General features: G+C 68.0%; 25 protein-coding genes, 1 tRNA gene and 1 pseudogene. 16 read left to right on the top strand and 11 right to left on the bottom strand.

What is annotated here, in order from left to right; genetic code table 11:
• The first annotated feature begins 17 nt into the window (after positions 1-17).
• Positions 18-356 (top strand): hypothetical protein, encoded by a 339-nt coding sequence (locus IEX91_RS09590; protein WP_188878610.1) that lies wholly within the window; start codon positions 18-20, stop codon positions 354-356.
• Here the strand turns inward: IEX91_RS09590 and IEX91_RS09585 are convergent.
• The 3 genes from IEX91_RS09585 to IEX91_RS09575 are packed head-to-tail and all read right to left on the bottom strand — an operon-like array spanning position 335 to position 1,422.
• Positions 335-775 carry a DUF7346 family protein gene (locus tag IEX91_RS09585; RefSeq protein ID WP_188878609.1) on the bottom strand — a complete coding sequence of 147 codons (441 nt, stop codon included), beginning with the start codon at positions 773-775 and terminating at the stop codon, positions 335-337. The genes IEX91_RS09590 and IEX91_RS09585 overlap by 22 nt on opposite strands.
• Before the next feature lie 41 nt (positions 776-816).
• Complete coding sequence (locus IEX91_RS09580) at positions 817-1,188, bottom strand: DUF7322 domain-containing protein (protein ID WP_188878608.1); 372 nt, start codon at positions 1,186-1,188, stop codon at positions 817-819.
• 39 nt (positions 1,189-1,227) lie between these two features.
• A complete protein-coding gene (locus tag IEX91_RS09575; protein ID WP_188878607.1) occupies positions 1,228-1,422 on the bottom strand; it encodes a DUF7331 family protein in 195 nt (64 codons plus the stop codon).
• A 130-nt stretch (positions 1,423-1,552) separates the two neighbouring features.
• Here IEX91_RS09575 and IEX91_RS09570 point away from each other — a divergent pair, with 130 nt between their 5' ends.
• The 12 genes and pseudogenes from IEX91_RS09570 to IEX91_RS09520 all read left to right on the top strand — a co-directional run bounded on the left by IEX91_RS09570 (position 1,553) and on the right by IEX91_RS09520 (position 13,437).
• Entirely contained in the window at positions 1,553-5,581 is a 4,029-nt protein-coding gene (locus tag IEX91_RS09570; protein ID WP_188878606.1) for a DNA polymerase domain-containing protein, read from the top strand.
• Positions 5,582-5,633: 52 nt separating this feature from the next.
• Positions 5,634-6,224: a DJ-1/PfpI family protein gene (locus tag IEX91_RS09565; protein ID WP_188878605.1), complete on the top strand. Its 591-nt coding sequence runs from the start codon at positions 5,634-5,636 to the stop codon at positions 6,222-6,224.
• A 111-nt stretch (positions 6,225-6,335) separates the two neighbouring features.
• Complete coding sequence (locus tag IEX91_RS09560) at positions 6,336-7,250, top strand: ABC transporter ATP-binding protein (RefSeq protein ID WP_188878603.1); 915 nt, start codon at positions 6,336-6,338, stop codon at positions 7,248-7,250.
• 9 nt (positions 7,251-7,259) lie between these two features.
• On the top strand, positions 7,260-8,687 hold the full coding sequence (gene sufB, locus IEX91_RS09555; RefSeq protein ID WP_245333022.1) for a Fe-S cluster assembly protein SufB: 1,428 nt from the start codon (positions 7,260-7,262) through the stop codon (positions 8,685-8,687).
• 1 nt (position 8,688) lies between these two features.
• A complete protein-coding gene (sufD, locus tag IEX91_RS09550; protein WP_188878600.1) occupies positions 8,689-9,912 on the top strand; it encodes a Fe-S cluster assembly protein SufD in 1,224 nt (407 codons plus the stop codon).
• 121 nt (positions 9,913-10,033) lie between these two features.
• The gene (locus IEX91_RS09545) at positions 10,034-10,525 is read left to right on the top strand and encodes a ferritin-like domain-containing protein (protein WP_188878598.1); all 492 of its coding nucleotides are present in this window, start codon (positions 10,034-10,036) and stop codon (positions 10,523-10,525) included.
• Between the two features lie 28 nt (positions 10,526-10,553).
• Positions 10,554-11,006 carry a metal-dependent transcriptional regulator gene (locus IEX91_RS09540; protein WP_188878596.1) on the top strand — a complete coding sequence of 151 codons (453 nt, stop codon included), beginning with the start codon at positions 10,554-10,556 and terminating at the stop codon, positions 11,004-11,006.
• A 47-nt stretch (positions 11,007-11,053) separates the two neighbouring features.
• Positions 11,054-11,801: pseudogene (locus tag IEX91_RS16745) on the top strand (HNH endonuclease).
• A gap of 34 nt (positions 11,802-11,835) precedes the next feature.
• Positions 11,836-11,938, top strand: a tRNA-Gln gene (locus IEX91_RS09530).
• Between the two features lie 196 nt (positions 11,939-12,134).
• Positions 12,135-12,263 carry a hypothetical protein gene (locus IEX91_RS16520; RefSeq protein ID WP_268238689.1) on the top strand — a complete coding sequence of 43 codons (129 nt, stop codon included), beginning with the start codon at positions 12,135-12,137 and terminating at the stop codon, positions 12,261-12,263.
• A 47-nt stretch (positions 12,264-12,310) separates the two neighbouring features.
• On the top strand, positions 12,311-12,637 hold the full coding sequence (locus IEX91_RS09525) for a hypothetical protein (RefSeq protein WP_188878593.1): 327 nt from the start codon (positions 12,311-12,313) through the stop codon (positions 12,635-12,637).
• A gap of 107 nt (positions 12,638-12,744) precedes the next feature.
• A complete protein-coding gene (locus tag IEX91_RS09520) occupies positions 12,745-13,437 on the top strand; it encodes an HD domain-containing protein (RefSeq protein ID WP_188878592.1) in 693 nt (230 codons plus the stop codon).
• On the opposite strand, the gene IEX91_RS09515 is transcribed toward IEX91_RS09520, so the two are convergent.
• From IEX91_RS09515 to IEX91_RS09505, 3 genes are all read right to left on the bottom strand, one after another.
• Entirely contained in the window at positions 13,434-14,054 is a 621-nt protein-coding gene (locus IEX91_RS09515; protein WP_188878591.1) for a LysE family translocator, read from the bottom strand. The two genes, IEX91_RS09520 and IEX91_RS09515, sit on opposite strands and share 4 nt — an antisense overlap.
• A gap of 118 nt (positions 14,055-14,172) precedes the next feature.
• On the bottom strand, positions 14,173-14,844 hold the full coding sequence (locus IEX91_RS09510) for a metal-dependent transcriptional regulator (protein WP_188878590.1): 672 nt from the start codon (positions 14,842-14,844) through the stop codon (positions 14,173-14,175).
• Positions 14,845-14,889: 45 nt separating this feature from the next.
• Positions 14,890-16,083, bottom strand: a complete 1,194-nt coding sequence (locus IEX91_RS09505; RefSeq protein WP_188878589.1) for a threonine synthase — start codon at positions 16,081-16,083, stop codon at positions 14,890-14,892.
• Between the two features lie 83 nt (positions 16,084-16,166).
• Here IEX91_RS09505 and IEX91_RS09500 point away from each other — a divergent pair, with 83 nt between their 5' ends.
• Complete coding sequence (locus IEX91_RS09500) at positions 16,167-16,949, top strand: DUF7839 domain-containing protein (protein WP_188878588.1); 783 nt, start codon at positions 16,167-16,169, stop codon at positions 16,947-16,949.
• 92 nt (positions 16,950-17,041) lie between these two features.
• On the opposite strand, the gene IEX91_RS09495 is transcribed toward IEX91_RS09500, so the two are convergent.
• From IEX91_RS09495 to IEX91_RS09475, 5 genes are read right to left on the bottom strand one after another with little or no spacing between them, the layout of a single operon-like run.
• Positions 17,042-17,797, bottom strand: a complete 756-nt coding sequence (locus IEX91_RS09495) for a proteasome assembly chaperone family protein (RefSeq protein ID WP_188878586.1) — start codon at positions 17,795-17,797, stop codon at positions 17,042-17,044.
• A 5-nt stretch (positions 17,798-17,802) separates the two neighbouring features.
• On the bottom strand, positions 17,803-17,973 hold the full coding sequence (locus IEX91_RS09490) for an RNA-protein complex protein Nop10 (protein WP_188878585.1): 171 nt from the start codon (positions 17,971-17,973) through the stop codon (positions 17,803-17,805).
• Positions 17,974-17,977: 4 nt separating this feature from the next.
• The gene (locus IEX91_RS09485) at positions 17,978-18,784 is read right to left on the bottom strand and encodes a translation initiation factor IF-2 subunit alpha (RefSeq protein WP_188878584.1); all 807 of its coding nucleotides are present in this window, start codon (positions 18,782-18,784) and stop codon (positions 17,978-17,980) included.
• Entirely contained in the window at positions 18,781-18,954 is a 174-nt protein-coding gene (locus IEX91_RS09480; protein WP_188878583.1) for a 30S ribosomal protein S27e, read from the bottom strand. Before IEX91_RS09480 ends, IEX91_RS09485 begins: the two co-directional genes overlap by 4 nt.
• A 2-nt stretch (positions 18,955-18,956) precedes the next feature.
• Positions 18,957-19,241: a 50S ribosomal protein L44e gene (locus tag IEX91_RS09475; protein ID WP_188872706.1), complete on the bottom strand. Its 285-nt coding sequence runs from the start codon at positions 19,239-19,241 to the stop codon at positions 18,957-18,959.
• Between the two features lie 135 nt (positions 19,242-19,376).
• On the opposite strand from IEX91_RS09475, the gene IEX91_RS09470 reads away from it, so the two are divergent.
• On the top strand, positions 19,377-20,345 hold the full coding sequence (locus IEX91_RS09470; RefSeq protein WP_188878582.1) for a hypothetical protein: 969 nt from the start codon (positions 19,377-19,379) through the stop codon (positions 20,343-20,345).
• 48 nt (positions 20,346-20,393) lie between these two features.
• On the top strand, positions 20,394-20,666 hold the full coding sequence (locus IEX91_RS09465) for an HAH_0734 family protein (protein ID WP_188878581.1): 273 nt from the start codon (positions 20,394-20,396) through the stop codon (positions 20,664-20,666).
• Positions 20,667-20,710 lie beyond the last annotated feature (44 nt).

The following is a 20,710-nucleotide window of genomic DNA, read 5'->3' as shown; positions in this document are numbered from 1 at the left end:
GCTCTCCACGGGGATGTATGTCTGATACGCCCTCCCGCGTGTCCATCGCCGTCTCACTCCTCGGGCTCGCCTGCATCGTCGCGGACGCCGCCCTCGACGTCGCGTTCCCGCTCGGCGTCGCCGGCAGCTTCCTGATCCCCGGTGGCACGTTCGCTCTCGCGTGGTGGCACTGGACGACCGCCGATCGCGGCTACGCGCTCATCGCGGCGGGGTCCGCGCTCTGCCTTCTCGGGTCGTACGCGTCCGACCTCCTCGATGGGCGGGGCGAGCCGTTCGTCGCCGCCGCGCTCGCGCTCTTCGGACTCGGCTGTATCGCCGTCGGCGCCCGCACCGCCTACGCGGAGCCCGGCGCCTGATCGAGGAGCACGCCGACGCCCGCTCGGCCCGCCTCGGTGAGCTCGTAGCCGCGTTCGCCGTGCACGTCGGCCTCGGTGACGAGGCCGGCGGCGCGGAACTCGGTGAAGAGACCGTGGGCGTCGCTCTCGCAGAGGTCGTACTCGGCGAGCACCGTCCTGACGGGGAGGGCGCCGCGCTCGTGGAGCTCGCAGAGGAGGCCGAGCGCGCGCTCGCTGCGCGCGACGGTGAGCACGCGTCGGACGGGATCGGGGACGGCGCGTGCGGCGGCTTCGAGGGGATCGACTCCACCCGCCGGCTCCAGCTCGTCGTTCGGCAGGTGGGTCTCCGTCCCGGTCTCCGGATCGCGGACGCGGCTGCTCTCCGCCGAGCGCTTCACGAGCAGGTAGGTGTGACCGTCGGCGTCGCGGACGGTACGCATACCCGATCGGTGGGACTCCGCGGTGGTAGGCGTGTCGCCTCTCACGCCGCCGGGTCGTCCGCCGTCGCGTCCGCCGGATCGGCCCCGTCGCTCGCGGCCTCTCCGTCAGCGCCGTCCGCCGGCGTGTCGTGTTCGCCGGCGTCGATGGCGCGCTGGACGCGCCGGTAGGTGACGAAGCCGTAGGCGAGGCCGGCGAACCCGACGACAGCGAGGCCACCGCCGAGGAGGAGCCGACCGCGGAAGTAAACGAAGAGCAGGCCGAGCGCCGCCGCGAGGACGGCGAGATTGAAGACGACGACGAGGTAGACGAACTGGCGCTGAAGCGGGTCGCTGAGGTCGACGTCGGGGGACTCCTCGTCCCCGTCGTCGCTCCCGTCCGCGTCGGCGCTCTCGGGCTTCAGCGAGTCGAACACGAACGGAAGACCGCCACCGAGGATAAAGAGCGTTGCTAGTTATCGCTGGTCGCCCAGCGGGACCGCGTGCGTCGCCTTCAGCCACGCGAGCGGGTTCTCCGAGTCGTAGAGCACGACCCCGTCGGTGGTGTCGTAGGTCTCGATACCGTCTCGGGGGTCGTGGCCTTCCGGGAGCTGGGGGACGTTGTTCCCGCGCTGATCGTCCTGCGTGGCGTTATCGGACACGTCGTTCACCTCTGATCTATGGTATGGAGTACCACGGTATATACCTTTCCCCCGTCCGGCGGTCGATCGACGTCACCGCGTCGGTCGCGGCTCGATCGAAGGAGCGGGCTTTTAGGAACGCGGGCGCAAGCAACGCGCAATGAGCAACGCGAGTCTCTCCGACTTCCCCTCGGGGACGAACGACGGGGGCGGCGACGGCGACGCGGCGGCGACCCCGCGGCCCGACGAGGAAGCGCGGTACGTCGCCGGCGACGACGACCCCCTCGTCAGCGAGGTGTTCGACGCCGAGTCCGGGGCCCTTCCGGACGTCGACGCCACCATCGACCTGTTGGTGACGCAGGTCGACTACACCGTCGAGGGCTCCGGCGAGCGCGAGCGCCCGGTCATCCACGTCTTCGGCCGGACGAGCGAGAACACGGTCGAGCACGTCCGCGTCCACGGCTTCCGCCCGTACTTCTACGCCCCCACCGACTCGCTCACCGAGGACGACCTCGCCAAGGACGTCATCACCGGTCACGAGGAGGGCTACGAGTCGATCCGCGGGGACGACCTCACGAAGATCTTCGGGCGCACCCCGCGCGACGTCGGGAACATCCGCGACGAGTACGATCACTACGAGGCGGACATCCTCTTCCCGAATCGCTTCCTCATCGACAAGGACGTCAACAGCGGGGTCCGCGTGCCCGCCCGCCGCGCCGAGAGCGACGGCGCGCTCGTCGTCCGCCACGACGAGGTCGAGGCCGTCGAGGCCGACGCCGAACTCCGCGTGAACACCTTCGACATCGAGGTCGAGGACCGCAACGGCTTCCCGGAGGACGGCGAGGAGCCCATCGTCTGTCTCACCAGCCACGACAGCTACCGCGACGAGTACATCGCGTGGCTCTACGACGCCCCCGACGGCGACGCGCCCGCCCCGGACGACCTCCCCGACTACGACCTGCTCGACGACGCGGCCGACGCGTCCCTCGACGTCCGGGTCTTCGAGGAAGAGGCGGCGATGCTCGACGCGTTCCTCGACTACGTGTCGGAGACCGACCCCGACGTCCTCACCGGGTGGAACTTTTCCGACTTCGACGCCCCCTACCTCATCGACCGCCTCGACGTGCTCGACTCGGGCGCCGACTACGATCTCTCGTACCACCGCCTCTCGCGCGTGAACGAGGTGTGGCGTTCCGACTGGCAGGGCCCGAACGTCAAGGGCCGCGTCGTCTTCGACCTCCTCTACGCCTACCAGCGAACCCAGTTCTCCGAGCTCGACTCCTATCGGCTCGATGCGGTCGGCGAGACCGAACTCGGCGTCGGGAAGGAGCGCTACGCGGGCGACATCGGCGACCTCTGGGAGGACGACCCCGAACGCCTCCTGGAGTACAACATCCGGGACGTCGAGCTCTGCGTCGAGATCGACAGAAAACAGGACGTGATCTCCTTCTGGGAGGAGGTCTCGACGTTCGTCGGCTGCAAGCTCGAAGACGCGACGACGCCGGGGGACGCGGTGGACGTCTACGTCCTCCACAAGGCCCACGGGCGCTTCGCGCTCCCCTCGAAGGGCCGCCAGGAGTCCGAGGACTACGAGGGCGGCGCCGTCTTCGACCCGATCACCGGCGTGAAGGAGAACGTGACGGTGCTCGACCTGAAGAGCCTCTACCCGATGTCGATGATGACCATCAACGCCTCCCCGGAGACGAAGGTCGACCCCGACGAGTACGCGGGCGACACCTTCCGCGCGCCCAACGGGACGCACTTCCGGGAGGAGCCGGACGGCATCATCCGCGAGATCATCGACGAGACGCTCTCAGAGCGCGAGGAGAAGAAGGGACTCCGCAACGAGCACGAGCCCGGGACGAACGAGTACGAGCGCTACGACCGCCAGCAGGCCGCCGTGAAGGTCATCATGAACTCGCTCTACGGCGTGCTGGGCTGGGAGCGCTTCCGCCTCTACGACAAGGAGATGGGCGCCGCCGTTACCGCCACGGGCCGCGACGTCATCGAGTTCACAGCCGACGCGGCGGGCGAACTCGACTACGAGATCGCCTACGGAGACAGCGTCACGGGCGACCGACCGGTCGTCGTGCGCGACCCCGAGGAACGCGTCCGCATCACGCCGATCGAGGACCTCTTCGAGCGGGCGACACCGTCGGAGAACGTCCTCGTCACCGCCGACGGCGGTCCGGTCGCGAGCGTGTCCGTCGGGAAGGACCGCCGGACGCTCGACGGGTGGGACGCGCTCTCGCTGAACGACGCCGGCGAGACGGAGTGGAAGCCGATCACGCAGGCGATCCGCCACGAGACGGACGGGTCGGTTGTGAACCTCCGGCACAAGCTCGGTGAGTCCACGACGACGCGCGACCACTCCTACGTGGTCGAGGGACCGGACAGCCTCGAAGAAGCCGCCCCGGTGGACGTCGACGAACCGCTCCGCGTTCCCGATATGCCCGACGTCGAGCGTGCCACCCAAATCGACGTCTACGATGTGCTACAGGGGTACGAACGCGAGTACGAGGACGGTCGCGGAACCGGCGGAACGACGGTGAAGACGAAGCGCGTGTACGCGGACGACGAACACGTCTGGTTTGGCCACGAGCACTACGGCGAGCTCGACTCGACCGTGAAAGTCCAGCGCCACATCGACCTCACCTGCGAGGACGGTGAGGCGCTCGTTCGCCTCCTCGGGGCGTACGTTCCCGAGGGGAGTGCCTCGACGGTCGAGACGAGCGACGCGAAGTTCGGCGCGAGCATCGCGGAGTCCCGTCGCGAGTGGCTCGAACGGCTACAGGACGACTATCACCGACTCTTCGAGAACGCGACGGCCAGCATCACGGCGAGCGACTCGTGCGAGGAGCGGACAGTCGAGTACGAGACGGACTCCGGTGAGGGGTCCGCGACGTACGACGACCGGACGCTGAAGCTCCAGATGATGAACGAACTCTCGGCGGTGTTCTTCCGGGAGTTCGCGGGCCAGACTTCGCGTGGGAAACGGATCCCCTCGTTCGTCTATCACCTCGACGAGGACCGACAGGCGCTCTTCCTCGACATCCTCGTCGAAGGCGACGGCTCACGCGAGTTCCCACGGTACTCCGAGGAGCACGCGGTGCGGAACTTCGACTTCGAGACGACGAGTCGCGAACTCGCCGCAGGACTCTCGATGCTCCTCACGCAACGCGGGGAGCAGCACTCGCTGAAGTACCGCGACAGCAAGGACTCCTACACGATTCGGACCTGCGACTCCTATCGTGGCGGGCGTGACCCCGTCCTCACCGAAGCCGAGCACGACGGTTACGTCTACGACCTGAGCGTCGCGGACAACGAGAACTTCGTGGACGGCCTCGGGGGAATCGTCCTCCACAACACCGACTCCGTGATGCTCGAACTCGGCGGCGACGTCGAGACGGAGGACGCCATCGAGCAGTCCTTCGAGATAGAGGAGTACATCAACGGTCGCTACGACGAGTTCGCGCGCGAGGAACTCGACGCCGAGGAGCACTTCTTCGAGATCGAGTTCGAGAAGCTATATAGACGGTTCTTCCAGGCGGGCAAGAAGAAGCGCTACGCCGGCCACATTGTCTGGAAGGAGGGAAAGGACGTCGACGACATCGACATCACGGGCTTCGAGTACAAACGCTCGGACATCGCGCCGATCACGAAGGAGGTCCAGAAGCGCGTCATCGACATGATCGTCCACGGCGAGGACACCGACGCGGTGAAGGAGTACGTCCACGGCGTCGTGGAGGACTTCCGGAGCGGCGACGTCGACCTCGACGACGTCGGCATTCCGGGCGGGATCGGGAAGCGCCTCGACAACTACGACACGGACACCGCGCAGGTGCGCGGTGCGAAGTACGCGAACCTCCTCCTCGGGACGAACTTCCAGCGGGGATCGAAGCCCAAACGACTCTACTTGGAGAAGGTCCACCCCGAGTTCTTCCGGGAGCTAGAGGAGGAGAACCCGACGCTCGTGGAGGACCCGCTCTACATTGAGTTCAAGCGCGACCCGGACGTCATCTGCTACGAGTACGCCGACCAGATCCCGGAGGCCTTCGAGGTGGACTGGGAGACGATGCTCGAGAAGACCTTGAAGGGGCCCATCGAGCGGATCACGGAGGCGCTCGGCGTCTCGTGGGACGAGGTCGAATCGGGGCAGACCCAGACCGGACTCGGCTCCTACATGTAGGCGGGCGAACGCCTAAGCCCGTGCCCGCCGTATATCCGTGCGGGTGATACCCATGGGAAAGAGACTCCTGATGATCGTCGGCGACTTCGGTGAGGACTACGAGATCATGGTTCCGTTCCAGGCCCTGCAGGCCGTCGGCCACGAGGTCGACGCCGTCTGCCCCGAGCGGGAGGCCGGGGAGGCGGTCAAGACCGCGATTCACGACTTCCGCGGCGACCAGACCTACCTCGAGGAGCGCGGGCACGACTTCGAGTTGAACGCGACGATGCGCGACGTCGATCCCACGGACTACGACGGCCTCGTCGTCCCGGGTGGGCGCGCCCCCGAGTACCTCCGGACGCACGAGATCGTTCTCGACGCCGTTCGACACTTCTTCGAGGCGGGGAAGCCGGTGGCGGCGCTCTGTCACGGCCCGCAGATCCTCGCGGCGGCGGGCGTCCTCGACGGCTACGAGATGACGAGCTATCCGGCGGTCCGCCCGGAGTGCGAGGCCGCCGGGTGCTCGTGGGTCGACGAGGTGACGACGGACGGCAACCTCGTGACGGGGCAGGCGTGGCCGGACCACCCGGAGTGGATCGCGCAGTACCTCGACCTGCTCGGCGACGAGGTGTCGCACGCCGACCCCGCCGCCGCGGACGACTGATCCGGCGCGCCTTTCTACAATCGAAAAATCGTTTTTCACTCAGAGAACTAGAGGGGGTAGGTTCCGAAACGTTAATCCCGCGCGCGGGCGTTCATACGAACGACCCAACCAATGGCCACGATCGAGCTTAAGAACGTTCACGCGGAAGTCGCCGAGGGGGACGAACAGATCCTTCACGGCGTCGACCTGGAGGTCAAGTCCGGCGAGATTCACGCCCTTATGGGCCCCAACGGCAGCGGGAAGTCCACCACGTCGAAGGTCATCGCGGGCCACCCGGCCTACGACGTGACCGAGGGCGATATCCTCCTCCACCTCGAGGCGGACGACTTCGACGGGATCGACGAGATCCCCGAGAGCGCACGCACTTGGGACCTCCTCGAACTGGAACCGAACGAGCGCGCCGCGCTCGGCGTCTTCCTCGCCTTCCAGTATCCGGCGGAGATCGAGGGTGTCACGATGACGAACTTCCTCCGCACGGCACTCAACGCGAAGCTGGAGGAGCGAGACGAACTCCTCTTCGGCGAGGACGAAGACGAGGACGAGGACGACGAGGCGGACGCCGGTTACGAGACCTCCCCGATGGAGGGCCCCGCGGACGAGGGCGAAGTCGGCGTCGCCGAGTTCCAGCAGCTCCTCTCGGAGAAGATGGAGCTCCTCGACATGGACGCGAAGTTCGCGCAGCGCTATCTCAACGCCGGCTTCTCCGGCGGCGAGAAGAAGCAGAACGAGGTCCTGCAGGCGGCCATCCTCGAACCCACCATCGCGGTGCTCGACGAGATCGACAGCGGTCTCGACATCGATCGCCTCCAGGACGTCGCGGACGGCATCAACGCCCTCCGCGACGAGCAGGGCACCGGCGTCCTGCAGATCACGCACTACCAGCGCATCCTCGACTACGTCGAACCCGACACCGTCCACATCATGCTCGACGGCGAGATCGCCATGGAGGGCGGTCCGGAGCTCGCCGAGAAGCTCGAGGACAAGGGGTACGACTGGGTGCGCGAGCAGGTCTACAACGCGGCTTAAGATACAATCATGAGTTCAGAAGAGAACCTACAAGAGACCGACACCGAGGCGCGCTTCGAGTTCAAGAAGGAGCAGCATTCGGCCTTCCAGTCCGAGAAGGGACTGACCGAGGAGACGATCCGACTCATCTCCGAGGACAAGGACGAACCCGACTGGATGCTCGAACGCCGCCTCCGCGCGCTCAAGCAGTACAAGAAGATGCCGATGCCGACGGATTGGCCGGGCCAGCCCGACCTCTCCGAGCTCGACGTCGAGGAGATCGTCCCGTACATCCGCCCCGACGTCGAGACGCGCGGCGGCGCGGAGAACTGGGAGGACCTCCCGGACGAGATTCAGGACACCTTCGAGAAGCTCGGTATCCCGGAGGCCGAGCGCGAGGCGCTCAGCGGCGTCGGCGCGCAGTACGAGTCCGAGGTCGTCTACCAGAACATGCAGGAGCGCTGGGAGGAGAAGGGCGTCGTCTTCTGCAACATGGACGAGGCCGTCCAGGAGCACGAGGAGCTCGTCAAGCAGCACTTCATGACGAAGTGCGTCCCCGCCAGCGACAACAAGTTCGCGGCGCTCCACGGCGCGGTCTGGAGCGGCGGCTCGTTCGTCTACATCCCCGAGGACGTCACGGTCGAGATGCCCGTGCAGGCCTACTTCCGGATGAACTCGGAGGGGATGGGTCAGTTCGAGCACACGCTCATCATCGCCGAGGAGGGCTCCGAGGTCCACTACATCGAGGGCTGTAGCGCGCCGAAGTACGGCACGCACAACCTCCACTCCGGTGGCGTCGAGGTCTTCGTGAAGGAGGACGCCCACGTGCAGTACTCGACCGTGCAGAACTGGTCGAAGAACACGTTCAACCTCAACACGAAGCGCGCCATCGTCGAGGAGAACGGCACGATGGAGTGGGTCTCGGGCAGTATGGGCTCGAAGGCCACGATGCTCTACCCCTGTTCGATCCTGAAGGGGCGTGGCGCGACGGACAACCACATCACCATCGCCTTCGCGGGCGAGGGCCAGGACATCGACACCGGCGCGAAGGTCTACCACAACGCGCCCGACACGAAGTCCACCATCGAGTCCAAGTCCATCAGCAAGGACGGCGGCCGCACGAACTACCGCGGCCTCGTCCACATCGCGGACGGCGCCGAGGACTCCTCGACGTCCGTCGAGTGTGACGCGCTGATGTTCGACAACGAGTCGACCAGCGACACCATGCCGTACATGGAGATCAACGAGTCCAAGGTCGACGTCGCCCACGAGGCGACGGTCGGGAAGATCGGCGACGAGGACGTCTTCTACCTCCAGAGCCGTGGGCTCGACGACGACGACGCGAAGCAGATGATCGTCGCCGGCTTCATCGAGCCGATCACGGAGGAACTGCCCATCGAGTACGCCGTCGAGCTCAACCGCCTCATCGAGCTCGAGATGGAGGGGAGCCTCGGGTAGCATGAGCGGAGCAACACGGTTCCACGCCGGCATCGACGTGGAGACGGTCGAGCGGATCGCCGAGGAGCGCAACGAGCCGAAGTGGCTCCGCGCGAAGCGCCTCGACGCCTTGGAAGCCCTCTCCGACCTCGACTACCCGGACGTCATCCAGACGCCGGGCCGGACGTGGACGAACCTCGCGGACCTCGACTTCGAGGCACTCGTCGAGCCGTTCGATCAGACCGAGGAGAAGGACTGGGTCGCGGACGATCAGGCGACCGTGGTGCCGTTCCACGAGGCGCTGAACGACGCGGACCTCGAAGCGCTCGTCAAGGAGCACTTCGGGAGCGTCGTCGACCCCGAGGAGAACCGCCTCACCGCGCTCTCCACCGCGCTCTTCACGACCGGGACGGTCATCTACGTCCCCTCGAACGTCGACGCCGAGGACGTGAAGATCCGGACGACGATGAACGGGACGTCCCTGTTCAACTACACGCTCGTCGTCACCGACCAGAACGCCTCCGTCACGATCCTGGAGCGTCAGGACACCGGAGCGGACGCCGCCACCGAGGAGCGCTACTACTCCGGCATCGTCGAAGCCGCGGTCGGCGAGAACGCCTACGTCCAGTACGGCTCGCTCCAGGACTTCGATCAGTCCACGTACAACTACACGCTGAAGCGCGGCGTCACCGACACGTACGCGACGCTGAACTGGATCGAGGGCAACATCGGCTCTCAGCTCACGAAGACCGGCGTCTCGACCCTGCTCGAGGGCGAGTCCTCGGAGACGAAGATCGTCGGCGCGTTCTTCGGCCACGAGGACCAGCACTTCGACCTCGACTCGAAGGTCTGGCACCGTGCCGAGCACACGACGGCGGACCTGGTGACGCGCGGCGTCATCGACGACGAGGCCCGGAGCGTCTACGAGGGCGTGCAGGACGTCGGTCGCGACGCGTGGGACACCTCGAGCTACCAGCGCGAGAACACGCTGATGCTCAGTGACGAGTCCGAGGCCGACGCCTCGCCGAAGCTCATCATCAACAACCACGACACCGAGGCGAGCCACTCCGCGACGGTCGGCCAGATCGACCAGGAGGACCTCTTCTACATGGAGGGGCGCGCCATCCCCGAGCAGGCCGCGAAGAACATGCTCGTCGAGGGCTTCTTCGTTCCCGTCCTCGAAGAGGTCGAGGTCGACGAGCTCCGCGAGGACCTCGAAGAGCGGATCCACGAACGCCTCCACTAACGCGCGTTCCGCTCGCCCCCGTTTTTCGACCGCGTTTCGCGTCGTCCTCGGTGAAAGCGCTTAGGTACTCGCTCCACATAGCGGGGGGTATGCGACCGAGAGCACGACGCGGGGAGGGACCGTGAGCGTCGCGTCACAGGTCGACTCCGACGGTCAGCTCGCCCGTCTCCTCCAGATCGGCATCGTGCTGGAGGAGGTCGTGGAGGCCCGCGCGTACGAGCACTACCAGCGTCTCCCGGACGACGAACGCGACGAGCGCATCGAGGAACTCCTCCGAGAAGCCCGTGAGGAGTCCGCCGACCACCGCGAACGCCTCAAGGCCATCGTCGACCGACTCGACATAGACGAGGACGCGGCGATCGACATCACGCCGCTCGTCCGCGAGCAGTACGCACAGACCGGGCCCGAGGACTTCGACGGGATCCTCTACGACCAGCTGAACGGCGAGGAGACCGCGTACAAGTTCTACGACGACCTCATCGAGGCCATCGAGCGGAGCGAGACCTCGTTCAGTATCGACCGTGAATCGCTGCTCTCGACCCTGCGGGACATCCGCGAGACGGAGGCCGAGGGTGCCGAGGCAGTCGCCGAACTCATGGAGTCACGCACATGACACGCTACACGACGACGGAGGACGCATCGTGAACACCGCCGATCAGTACCTGAAGGCGGTCTTCCTCGTGCAACAGATCGAGGACGGCCCGGCCTCCACGGGCGCGCTCGCCGATCGCCTCGGTGTCAGCCCCGCATCCGCCAACGAGATGGTGGGGAAACTCGCCGATCAGGACCTGCTCGTCCACGAGAAGTACAAGGGCGCGACCCTCACCGACGCCGGCGAGGAGCGCGCGCGCGACGCGCTCGCCACGTACTGCGTCCTCGAACGCTTCCTCGCGAACGTCCTCGACGTCGAGGAGTACCGGGACGAGGCCGGCCAACTCGAGGCCGTCATCGACGAAACCGTCGCCGACCGCCTCGACATGATCATCGACCGCGAACCGGACTGCCCGGACTGCTTCGACGCGGAGGCCGACGCCTGTTCGCACCTCGTCGAACAGCTCGGTGAGGCCGGCGCGGGTGCGGGTGCCGGTGATTGAGGGCTGCGGAGACGATCGCTATACGACGCGTCTCCGTCCACTCCCCCATCGACTGTCCGACGTGCGGCGACACGCTCGCCACGGAGCGCGGCGTCCGTCGGCATCACACGAAGGTTCACGGTGACCCGCTCCCGAACCGGACCTGTAGGGCTGTAGCGTCGAGTCCTACGACCCCGAGTCGCAGCGGGACCTCTGCGACGACTGCAACCCGAACGCCGGCGAGTACAACGGCAACTACCGCGACGCGACGGAGGCCGCGACGTGTCGCGTCTGCGGCGACGAGTTCGACTACTACCCCTCGGACGAGGACGGCGTCTACTGCTCGGCGTGCGTCGAGGCCGCCGAGGGGTTGTTGCCCGAGAACCCGGCCGAACGCGAGCGCGTAGACACCGCGTGTACGTACTGCGATACCTCCCCGTCCGTCGTGCCGTCGCGGTTGGACGGGGCGACGCGCGGGCCGTTCTGTACCCTCGACTGCTATGGGTCGTGGTTGTCGGAGAACGTCGTCGGTGAGGACTACCACCAGTGGGAGGGCGGCCCACTTCGCTACGGCGACGGGCGGTGGGCGATCCGGCGCGAGGCACTCGAACGCGACGGCCACGCGTGTTGTCTCTGTGGCGACGGCGTCGAGACTCTCGGCCGGGAGCCCGACGTCCACCACATCGAACGGAACGGGCCCGCGACTTCGATACACCGGCGGACGCGCACACGCTCGACAACGTCGTCACCCTCTACCGGCCGTGTCACCGCCGAGTCGAGAGCGGCGATCTCGCGGTATATCGGTCCGAAGAGTAACTCCTTAGTAGTGCACGAGCCACTACCGACATGAAGTCCCGTGGTGTAGTGGCCAATCATAGCGGCCTTTGGTCGTATTCGGTTCCGGCCGGTACGGAAGAAAGCCGTTGACGGCGGTTCGAATCCGCCCGGGACTATTCAGACACCTACCGCTAATCGGGTGCGTCGACGATCTTCGAGATCTCGGCGCCCCCGGGTCCCAGTTCGTCGTCGAGAGTGGCGCGGTGGACACGCCCACCCGTAGACGTTGAGGGAGGCGCCGGTGACGACGTCACCGACTCGTCCGCCGCGCGAACCGGGGCGGTTATCACGCTCCTGTCTCTCCGTTCGGATATGCACGTATTTCGTGCCACGTGGAAACTGCTCCGTACCGGATTCGCCCTCGCCGGCGTCCTCGCAGTCGCGTTCGTCGTCCTCTCCTACGGGTGGAACGGCGAGCCGCCGACTCTCTCCCTCGAGTGAGGCGCCCGAGCGTAACGGTTTAGCGCACGCCTCGCCTTCTCGTGTTCATGTCCGCTCTCTCCTCGCTCCCGGATCGCCCGCTCACGACCACCGAAGTCGCCGCGCTGAACGACGCCGACGCCTTCGACCTCGTCGTTCCCGTCGAGCGCGAGGAAGCGGTGCGCGCCGACGACAACGAACCCGTGGTCGTCACCGAGTCGCTCGTGCTCGCCGCCGCGGACTGGGTGAAGGGGGTCGTCCACGAGGACGACGGCTGGCGCGTCGTCGAGAGCGTCGCGGTCGAGGGCGACGACCGAACGGAGGCGATGTTGACCTGCGAGGCCGCGGTCGAGGACGCGCTCAAGCCCGGCGTGCGCGCCGAGACGGACGTCTGAGACGCCCGCGTGCGGGCGTCGGCGCCTGCAAAAGGCTAAAGAGCGAAACAGGCGTCTATTGACGTAACAATGACAACGCGACACGAACCCCCGCCGGAGGTGAGGCGATGGGTGTCGAGATAAAGGAGTCCGCGCTCACCGCCGACGAACTCGCGTCGATGGAGGCCTTCGTCTACGACTACCTCAGCGCGAGCGTCGAGAACGAGGAGGACGGCGGCCGGATGCGCTGGTACCCGTGGCACTCCGCCGAGTATCGCTTCAACCACATCTGCAACGTCCGCGAGCTGGCGAGCACCATCGCGGAGCGCGAGGGCGCGGACGTCGACGTCGTGCGCGTCGCCGCGCTCTTCCACGATATCGCCAAACTCGACGCCGAACAGGAGGTCCACGCGGAGGAGGGCGCACGCGTCGCCCGCCAGTACCTCGAGACGCACGGTGAGTACCCTCCATCGTTCGTTGATCGCGTCTGTCGCGCCGTCGCGTCGCACTCGGAGACCGGGGACCTCGAATCGCTCGACCTCGAGAGCCGCTGTCTCGTCGAGGCGGACATGCTCGATAAGGTCGGCGCGAACGGGATCGCCCTGATGCTCCTCCGGATGGGGTACGAGGCGCGCACGCACATGGACGCGGCGGAGATGGTGACGCGCGTCCTCGAACGCGGTGAGGAGGCTCGAAACCGCGTCCACAGCGACGCCGCGGAGTCGATCGCCCACCAGCGACTCAAGCGCGTCCGGTGGTTCCGCGAGTGGCTCGACACGGAAGTCCCACGGATGGACGCCGAGCCCGAAACGGAGCGTTAGACGGCGTCGAAGAGGAACCACAGCCCGAAGGCGCAGAGCACGACGGCGCTCCCGTACCCGACGACGCGTTCGAGCGTGTCGATCGCGTCGCCCGCGACGCGCAACAGCGCCGGGAACCCGGTGATCCAGAGGAGGATCCCGCAGAAGAACCCGATTACGGTGAGCGCGCCGTTCGTCACGCCGACGGTGTAGCCGAAGGCCGACACGGTCCCGGGGTCGAGGAGTGCGACGCCGGCGGTCAGCCACCAGATTATCTGCATCGGATTCGTGAGCGCCGCGAGGAACGTCTTGCGGAAGCCCGCACCCGACTCGGTCTCCGCGGCACCCTCGCGCGCGCTCTTCACCGCCCCGTACGCGAAGTAGCAGAGGAGGAGGCCACCGACCGCCTTCATCGCGGCCTGGAGCGTCGGCGCGTGTCTGATGAAGGCCACGACGCCGGCGTACGCGAGCGCGAAGAAACAGGCGTCCGCGGTCATGGCGCCGAGCCCGGCGCGGAACCCCGCACGCCACCCGCGCACCACCGACTCCTGGGCGATGAGGGCGTTCATCGGGCCGGGGGGCGCGGCGAGCGAGAGGCCGAGCGCGATCCCGGCGACGAGCGACACGAGGCCGGACATGGCGCATACGCGGACGCGATGTGCGAAAAAACCGTCGGACGGCGATCGATCTGTCCTCTGTGAGATGTGCGGGGCGTGCGACGCGAACGCGGACGACGCGTGCGGCGTCCGCGGCGCGCTACGCCGCCGCCTCCGCGGTCGATTCGACGCGAATACTCGCCGCGATCGACGTCGGTAGGTGGACGTCTCGGCCGTCGACGCGCACCGTCACCATGTCGATCGGCGCGATGGCGACCACGTCGAGTTCGGCACCGGGTTCGATGCCCCGCTCCGCGAGGTACCGGAGGTGTTCGTCGTCGCGGTCGCTGACGCGCGCGACGGTGACGGTGTCGCCTTCCTCGGCGTCGGCGAGCACCCCGGTGTCGTCGTCGGCGAGCGGCGTGAGCTCCGCGGTGGGGATCGGATCGCCGTGCGGGTCGACCGCGGGTTCGCCGAGTGCGTCGGCGACGCGGCGTTCGAACGCCTCACTGATGTGGTGTTCGAGCGCGTCGGCCTCCTCGTGGACCTCGCTCCAGTCGTAGTCGAGGTGCTCGGCGAGGTAGGATTCGAGGAGCCGATGGTGGCGTAGCACTTCGAGCGCGACCGTTTCGCCCTCCTCGCTGAGCTCGACGCCCTTGTACTTCTCGCGGACGATGAGGTCGCGCTCGTCGAGTTTCTCCACCATGCTCGTCACCGTCGGCGGCGTCACGCCGAGGTACTCCGCGAGATCGGACGTCCGGACCGGCGGCTCGCCTTCGCGTTGGAGGACGTAGATCGCTTTCAGGTAGTCTTCCATCACGTCGCTCAGCATCACTGTCCCGAGTTAGATGCGTCTAAGACTTAGGGTTGCCGTCCGCTAGATCCCCTTGCTCATCAGGTGCGAGCGCAGGACGTCGTCGTCCTTGCTCCCCGCTCCCGCGTTGACGAGGACGAGCGTGTCATCGGCGTCGAGCTCGCCGCGTTCGGCGAGCGCGTAAGCGGCCGCGACCGCGGTCCCGCTCGACGCGGAGAGTTCGAGTCCGGCGGTCCCCGCGAGTGACGTCGCCCCCTCCAGCGTCTCGGGGTCGGGCGCCGCGACGGCCCCACCGCCCGTCTCGCGGATCGCGTCGAGCGCGAGGTTCCCACCCGCGGGGTCGGGGATCTCGATGCGTCCGCAGATGGTGTCCGGGGCGTCCCACGGCTCGTACGCCTCGCGGCCCTCCTCGAACGCGCGGACGATCGGGGCACACCCCTCGGCCTGCGCGGCGTAGAGCTTCGGCGTCCCCGACGCGAGTCCGAGCGCGTCGAGTTCGCGCGCGGCCTTGCGAAAGGCGTGGAGTCCGGCGCCGCGGCCGGTCGGGTGGATCACGCGATCCGGCGTCTCCCAGTCGAGTGCCTCGGCGATCTCGACGTACGCCGTCTTCAGCCCCTCGTGGGGGTACGGTGTCGAGAGCGCCTGTACGGGGTGCCACTCGTCGTGCTCGGCGACCGCGTCCGCGAACGCCGACGCCGCGGCGTCGATGCGTCCCTCGACGACCGACATGTCCCCGCCGTGAACGTTCACCATCGCCTTGTTCGTGAAGGTCGCGCGCGACGGGACGAACGTGTGGCTGTCGAGGCCGGCGCGGGCCGCGTACGCCGCCGCGGACTGCCCGTCGTCGCCCGTCGAGGCGAGCGCCACGTCGCTCGCGCCGGCGCGCTTCGCCGCCGTCACCGCCACCGACTGCCCCCGATCGTCGATCGTTCCCGTCGGGTTCCGTCCCTCGTCCTTCACGTAGACGGCGGCGACGCCGAGTTCTTCGGCCAGCGACGGCACCGGCACGAGCGGCGTCCCGCCCTCCATCGTCGTCACCGCCGCCTCGGGGGAGAACGGGAGGAGCTCGTGGTAGCGCCACTGCGAACGGGTCGTGCGCGCCGCGAGCGTCGTCGGTTCGAGATCGACCGCGTCGAGCTCGTAGGCCGCGTCGAGTACGCCCCCGCACGACGGACAGCGTCCCGCCACGTCGTCGCCGTCGACCGTCGCGTCGCAGGCCGTACACCGCGCGCCCGTGAACGCCGGGTTCGTCTCCATGCCTGAGTCGTGAACGACGCGCGCGTTAAGCCCTGCCTTTCGGGACCGGTGGCTCTTTGACGCCCAGCACCGAGGTGTCGCGTATGACCGACGTCCTCGCGGACAAACGGACCGCGACGCGGTTCCGCGTGCTCGTCGAGATCGCGGACCGCCAGCCCGCGGTCAGCCAAGGGGAGATCGCCGACGCCGTCGGCGTCACGACGCAGGCCGTCAGCGAGTACATCCGCGACCTCGTCGACGACGGCCTCGTGGAGAAGGAGGGGCGCTCGCGCTACCGTGTCACCAAGGAGGGCGTCGACTGGCTGTTGCGCACCGCCGACGACGTCCGGCGCTACGCGGATCGCGTCACCGAGGACGTCCTCGGGAGCGTTCACGAGGACGCCGCCATCGCCCTCGACGACGTCGACGCCGGCGACGCGGTCACGCTCACGATGCGCGACGGCCTGCTCCACGCCGACCCGGGCGGCGAGGGATCGGCCTCCGGCGTCGCCACGACCGACGCCGCGGCCGGCGACGACGTCGGCGTCACCGGCTTCGAGGGCATCATCGACCTCGAGCCCGGTCGCGTCACCGTCTATCAACTCCCGCCCGTCCGAACCGGCGGGAGCGACGCCGTCGACCTCGATGCGCTCCGGGACGCCATCGCCGACGTCGACCTCGTCCTCGCCGCCGGCGTCGAGGCCGTCGTCGCCCTCCGAAAGGTCGATCGCCCCCCCGCGGTCACGTTCGCCGTCGGCGAGGTGGCCGCCGAGGCCACCAGCCGCGGCCTCGACGTCGTCGTCGTCGCCACCGCCGACACCGTCGGCCGCGTCACCGACCCGCTGCGCGACGCCGACGCCCGCTACGAGGTCGCGGACATCACGTAGCGAAGACGGACCGGTCCCGACTCCCTACGCTCCCGGAACTCGACGCCACGGTCGGCGAGTCCCGACCCACCGCGGTCCGAGCACACCGCCCGTTAGCCGATGTAGCGTAGGTCCTCGTCGCCGCCCGCGCTCGGCCCGCTCTCCATCTGTTGCATCTGCTCGACGACGTCCTCCATCTCGTCGGCCCGTTCGTCGAGCGCCTCGTAGTCCACCGCGAACCCGAGGAGGTCTTCGAGCGTTTCGAGGACGACGCGCGCGCTCTTCGGGTCGACGAGGTAGCCCGACGTCTCGCCCATCAGACACGCCGCGTCGAAGCCGCGCCGGCCGCCGAGGCCGACGAGCAGCCCGGAGGTACCGACGATGCCACCCGCGGGCTCCTCCGCTCGGAACTCGACGCCGACCTCTTCGAGGGACGCCTTGCGCTCGTCGTTCGAGACCGCGCCCACGACCGCGTGGTCCTCGACGAGTTCGCCCGTCGGCACGCCGCCGAGCGCGTACACCTCCTCGGTGCCGAAGTCGGCGGCGACGTCGAGGAACGCGTCCGTCAGTCGGTAGTGTCCGCGGTTGTCGGCGGCCTGGTGGTCACCGGTGAGCACGAGGAGGTCACGCCCCTCGGTCTCGATCGCGTGGAACGTCGCGTCGGCCAGCGAGGCGACACCGTCCTTGTCGACCGTCACCTGCGGCGGGAACGCCTCCGAGAACACCCGGCGGACGAGCGTCCCCCCGCCCTCCTCGATGAGGTGTTCGGCGACGAGTTTCCCGACGTGGCCGACCCCGGGGAGCCCCTCGATGAGGACCGGGTCGTCCAACTCGACGTCCGCGACGACCTCGATGTCGACTTCGTCCATGCGACTTACTCGCGTGCGCGGCGCTTAAGTTTGCGTCGGTACTCGCCGTACGGGTCGTCGGGATCGAACGGCGCGGGCGCCGAGTTCTCCGTCCGCTCGCCGCACTCCGGACACGTCTCAGAAAGGGTGTAGACGGGGCGTTCGTGCGCGCGGCAGAGACGGATGTCCGCGTGCACGGCCCTACGCCTCTTCTTCGAGTTGCCGCTCGCGGTGGAACTCGCCCGTCCCGCCGTGCGCTTCGACGTCCTCGGTCGCGCGCCCGGCGGCGGCCTCGAGCTCCGTCTCCGCCGTCTTGTAGTTCGGCGCTTCGACGCGCACGCGGTACTCGGGCGCGCCGACGTACGTCACTTCGAGTTCGGCCTCGTCGGGGACGCTGTCCGCGTCGCCCTCCGCGGCCCGGAGCGCGGACTTGATGTCGTCGACGCCGGCCGGCGACGGCGATTCGAGGTGCACGTACCCCGTCACCGTGACGTACGGAACGGAGACGTTCTCGCGCGCCGTGCTGACGATCGCGTCGACGTCGTCGTCGTCGAGGTCGCACGGCTCCAGGGCCTCCTCGCCGTGGATGGCGGCCTGCTCGAAGCCGTCATAGAGCGACCCGAACTCGGCGACGAGTTCGTTGGCGACCGCACGGAAGCGATCGTCCGCCATCTCCTCGCCGAAGGCCAGCTCCATCCACTTGTCGGCCTTCTGTTCGTTCTTCCACTCCTGGATCGCGTCGGAGCGCTGGTGGTCGTTGACGTCCTTGATCGAGAGGTCGATCTGCTTGGACGACGTGTCGACGTCGAGGACCTTGGCGACGACCGTTTGGTCCTCGCGGACGTGGTCCCGAACGTTCTTGATCCAGCCGGATGCGACCTCGCTGATGTGGACCAGCCCGCGCTTATCGCGGTACTCCTCCAAGTCGACGAAGACGCCGAAGTCCTCGATCTCGTCGACCTTCCCGACGACGAGTTCGCCGGGCTCGGGCCAGCCCTCGTACTTCATCGGGCCTCGACGGTCTCCGTGACCTCGGCTTCGATGGTTGCCTTCCCGCCGGTCGGGCGCGCGAGCGTCGTCCCGCAGACGGCGCACGCGACCGTCGAGGAGGCCTTCTCGAAGACGACCTGTTCGTTCTCACAATCCGGACAGCGGACGCGGAAGAAGTTCCCGGACATCGTTACTCCTGGAACTCCAGCTTGCCGGCGCGCCATCCCTCGCGGAGGTGGGCGTTGCCACACTCGCTGCAGCGGTACTTGAGGTCCGTCTTCTTCGTGGGCTTGTCCCCACCCGGCACCTTCGAGAACTTCCCGGAGTTCCCGATGCGGGAGGTCTGGCGCTCGCGCTGGCGGCCCTGGACCTTGGTCATGCCCGAGGTGCGGCCCGAACGGACCTTCTCGACCTCGTGCTCGTGGTGTTCGTGGCAGTGCGGACAGTAGGTGTTGAAGCGTCGTGGCATCTCCATAGCGAATCAGCTCTGTTGTCCCTCGGTTCGACTCCGACGCTTAAAATGGACACGGTTCGCCCCCGACCACGCGACGGTGTGGCCGTCGCTTCACACGGCCGTAGTTATTTGCCGTCGGCTGACACACCGCTCGGTATGGTCCGCCGCCGCGCTCTCCTCGGTTGTGTCCTCCTCGTCGCGGTGCTCGCCGTCGTCGTGACGCCCGCCGCTGCGCGCCCACCGCCACAGCCCGTCTCGGGCTTCGACGGGTTCGGCGGTGACGCGCGTGCGCCCGGGACCGGTCCGCCCACGGAGACGACCGACGTCACCGTGAACGTCGCCGTCGCCGCGAACGGGTCGAGCGTCTGGACCGAACGCGCGACGCTCACCGACCCCGACGCCGCCGATGCCCTCCGAGCGAACGAGAGCCGCCGCAGGGCCGTCATCGCCGCCCAATTCGACCATCGGTTCGGCCGCGACACCCACGCTCTCGCCTCGCACGTCGAGAACGACACGCTCGTCGTCACGTATCGTCTCGACGGCGTCGTCCATGAGGCGGGCGGCGGGGTTCTCTTCGCGCCGTTCGCCGACTACACCAACGACTACTACCCGGGCGACGCGGACGTGACCGTCGACGCGCCCGCGGGCTACCGGGTCGTCGATCGCCCGGACGCGATGGCCGTCGCGGACGGCGGCGCGACGCTCCGCTGGAACGACTCGACCGGCGCGGGCGACGCCGGCGTCTCCCCCGGCCTCGTGACGTTCGCGTCCGCGGGCGCGACACTCCCGGGCGTCCGCGCGGAACTCGCCGTCCTCGCCGCCTACGGTCTCCCGACGGTCGGCGTGGGCGGCGTCTACGCGCTCCTCTTCGGCGCCCCGTTCGGTCTCGTCGCCTCCGGCGGCGTCAGACTCGTCCGCGACGACCGACGGACGGTGCGCGCGAGCGCGCTCGCCGTCGCCCTCTCCGTCGGCGTCGTCGCGGCCCTCACGACCTATCCCGCGACCGGCAGTGTAGTCGCAGGCACCCTCCACCCCTTCTTCCTCACACTCGCCGTGCCGTTCGCCCTCCTCGTCTCGCTCGTCGGCATCGGGGTCCACGTCGCCATCGCCCGCCACGAGCGATAGCGCCACCAGTGCGATGGCTTTAATCGGCGGCCCGCTGAACCGGCGCGCATGAAGCGGCTCATCATCCACGGGGATCCCGGCGTGCGCAACGGCGCGGTCATTGAGCACGACGGCGCGGAGAAGGTCCTCTTCGGCGTCACCCGAAACGGCGACTGGCACGGCCCCGAACGCGTCCAGCTCTGGTGCGTCATGGGTGAGCGGGACGAGCTCGAGGACTACGAGAAGCGAAACTACGTCCCCCACTGGCTCGACGTCGAGACCGTCGACGCCGAGGACGTCACGGTCGTCACCGAGTCGCAGACGTCGCTGACGATCGAGTAGAACGCCCGTGCGATCCTCGCCGCTCATCGCGGCGACGAGTCGGT

Origin of the sequence: Halarchaeum nitratireducens, from assembly GCF_014647155.1 — an archaeon.
Taxonomy (GTDB): Archaea; Halobacteriota; Halobacteria; order Halobacteriales; family Halobacteriaceae; genus Halarchaeum; species Halarchaeum nitratireducens.
The sequence above is the reverse complement of the archived record's forward strand: the minus strand, read 5'-3'. Positions and strand labels throughout refer to the sequence as shown.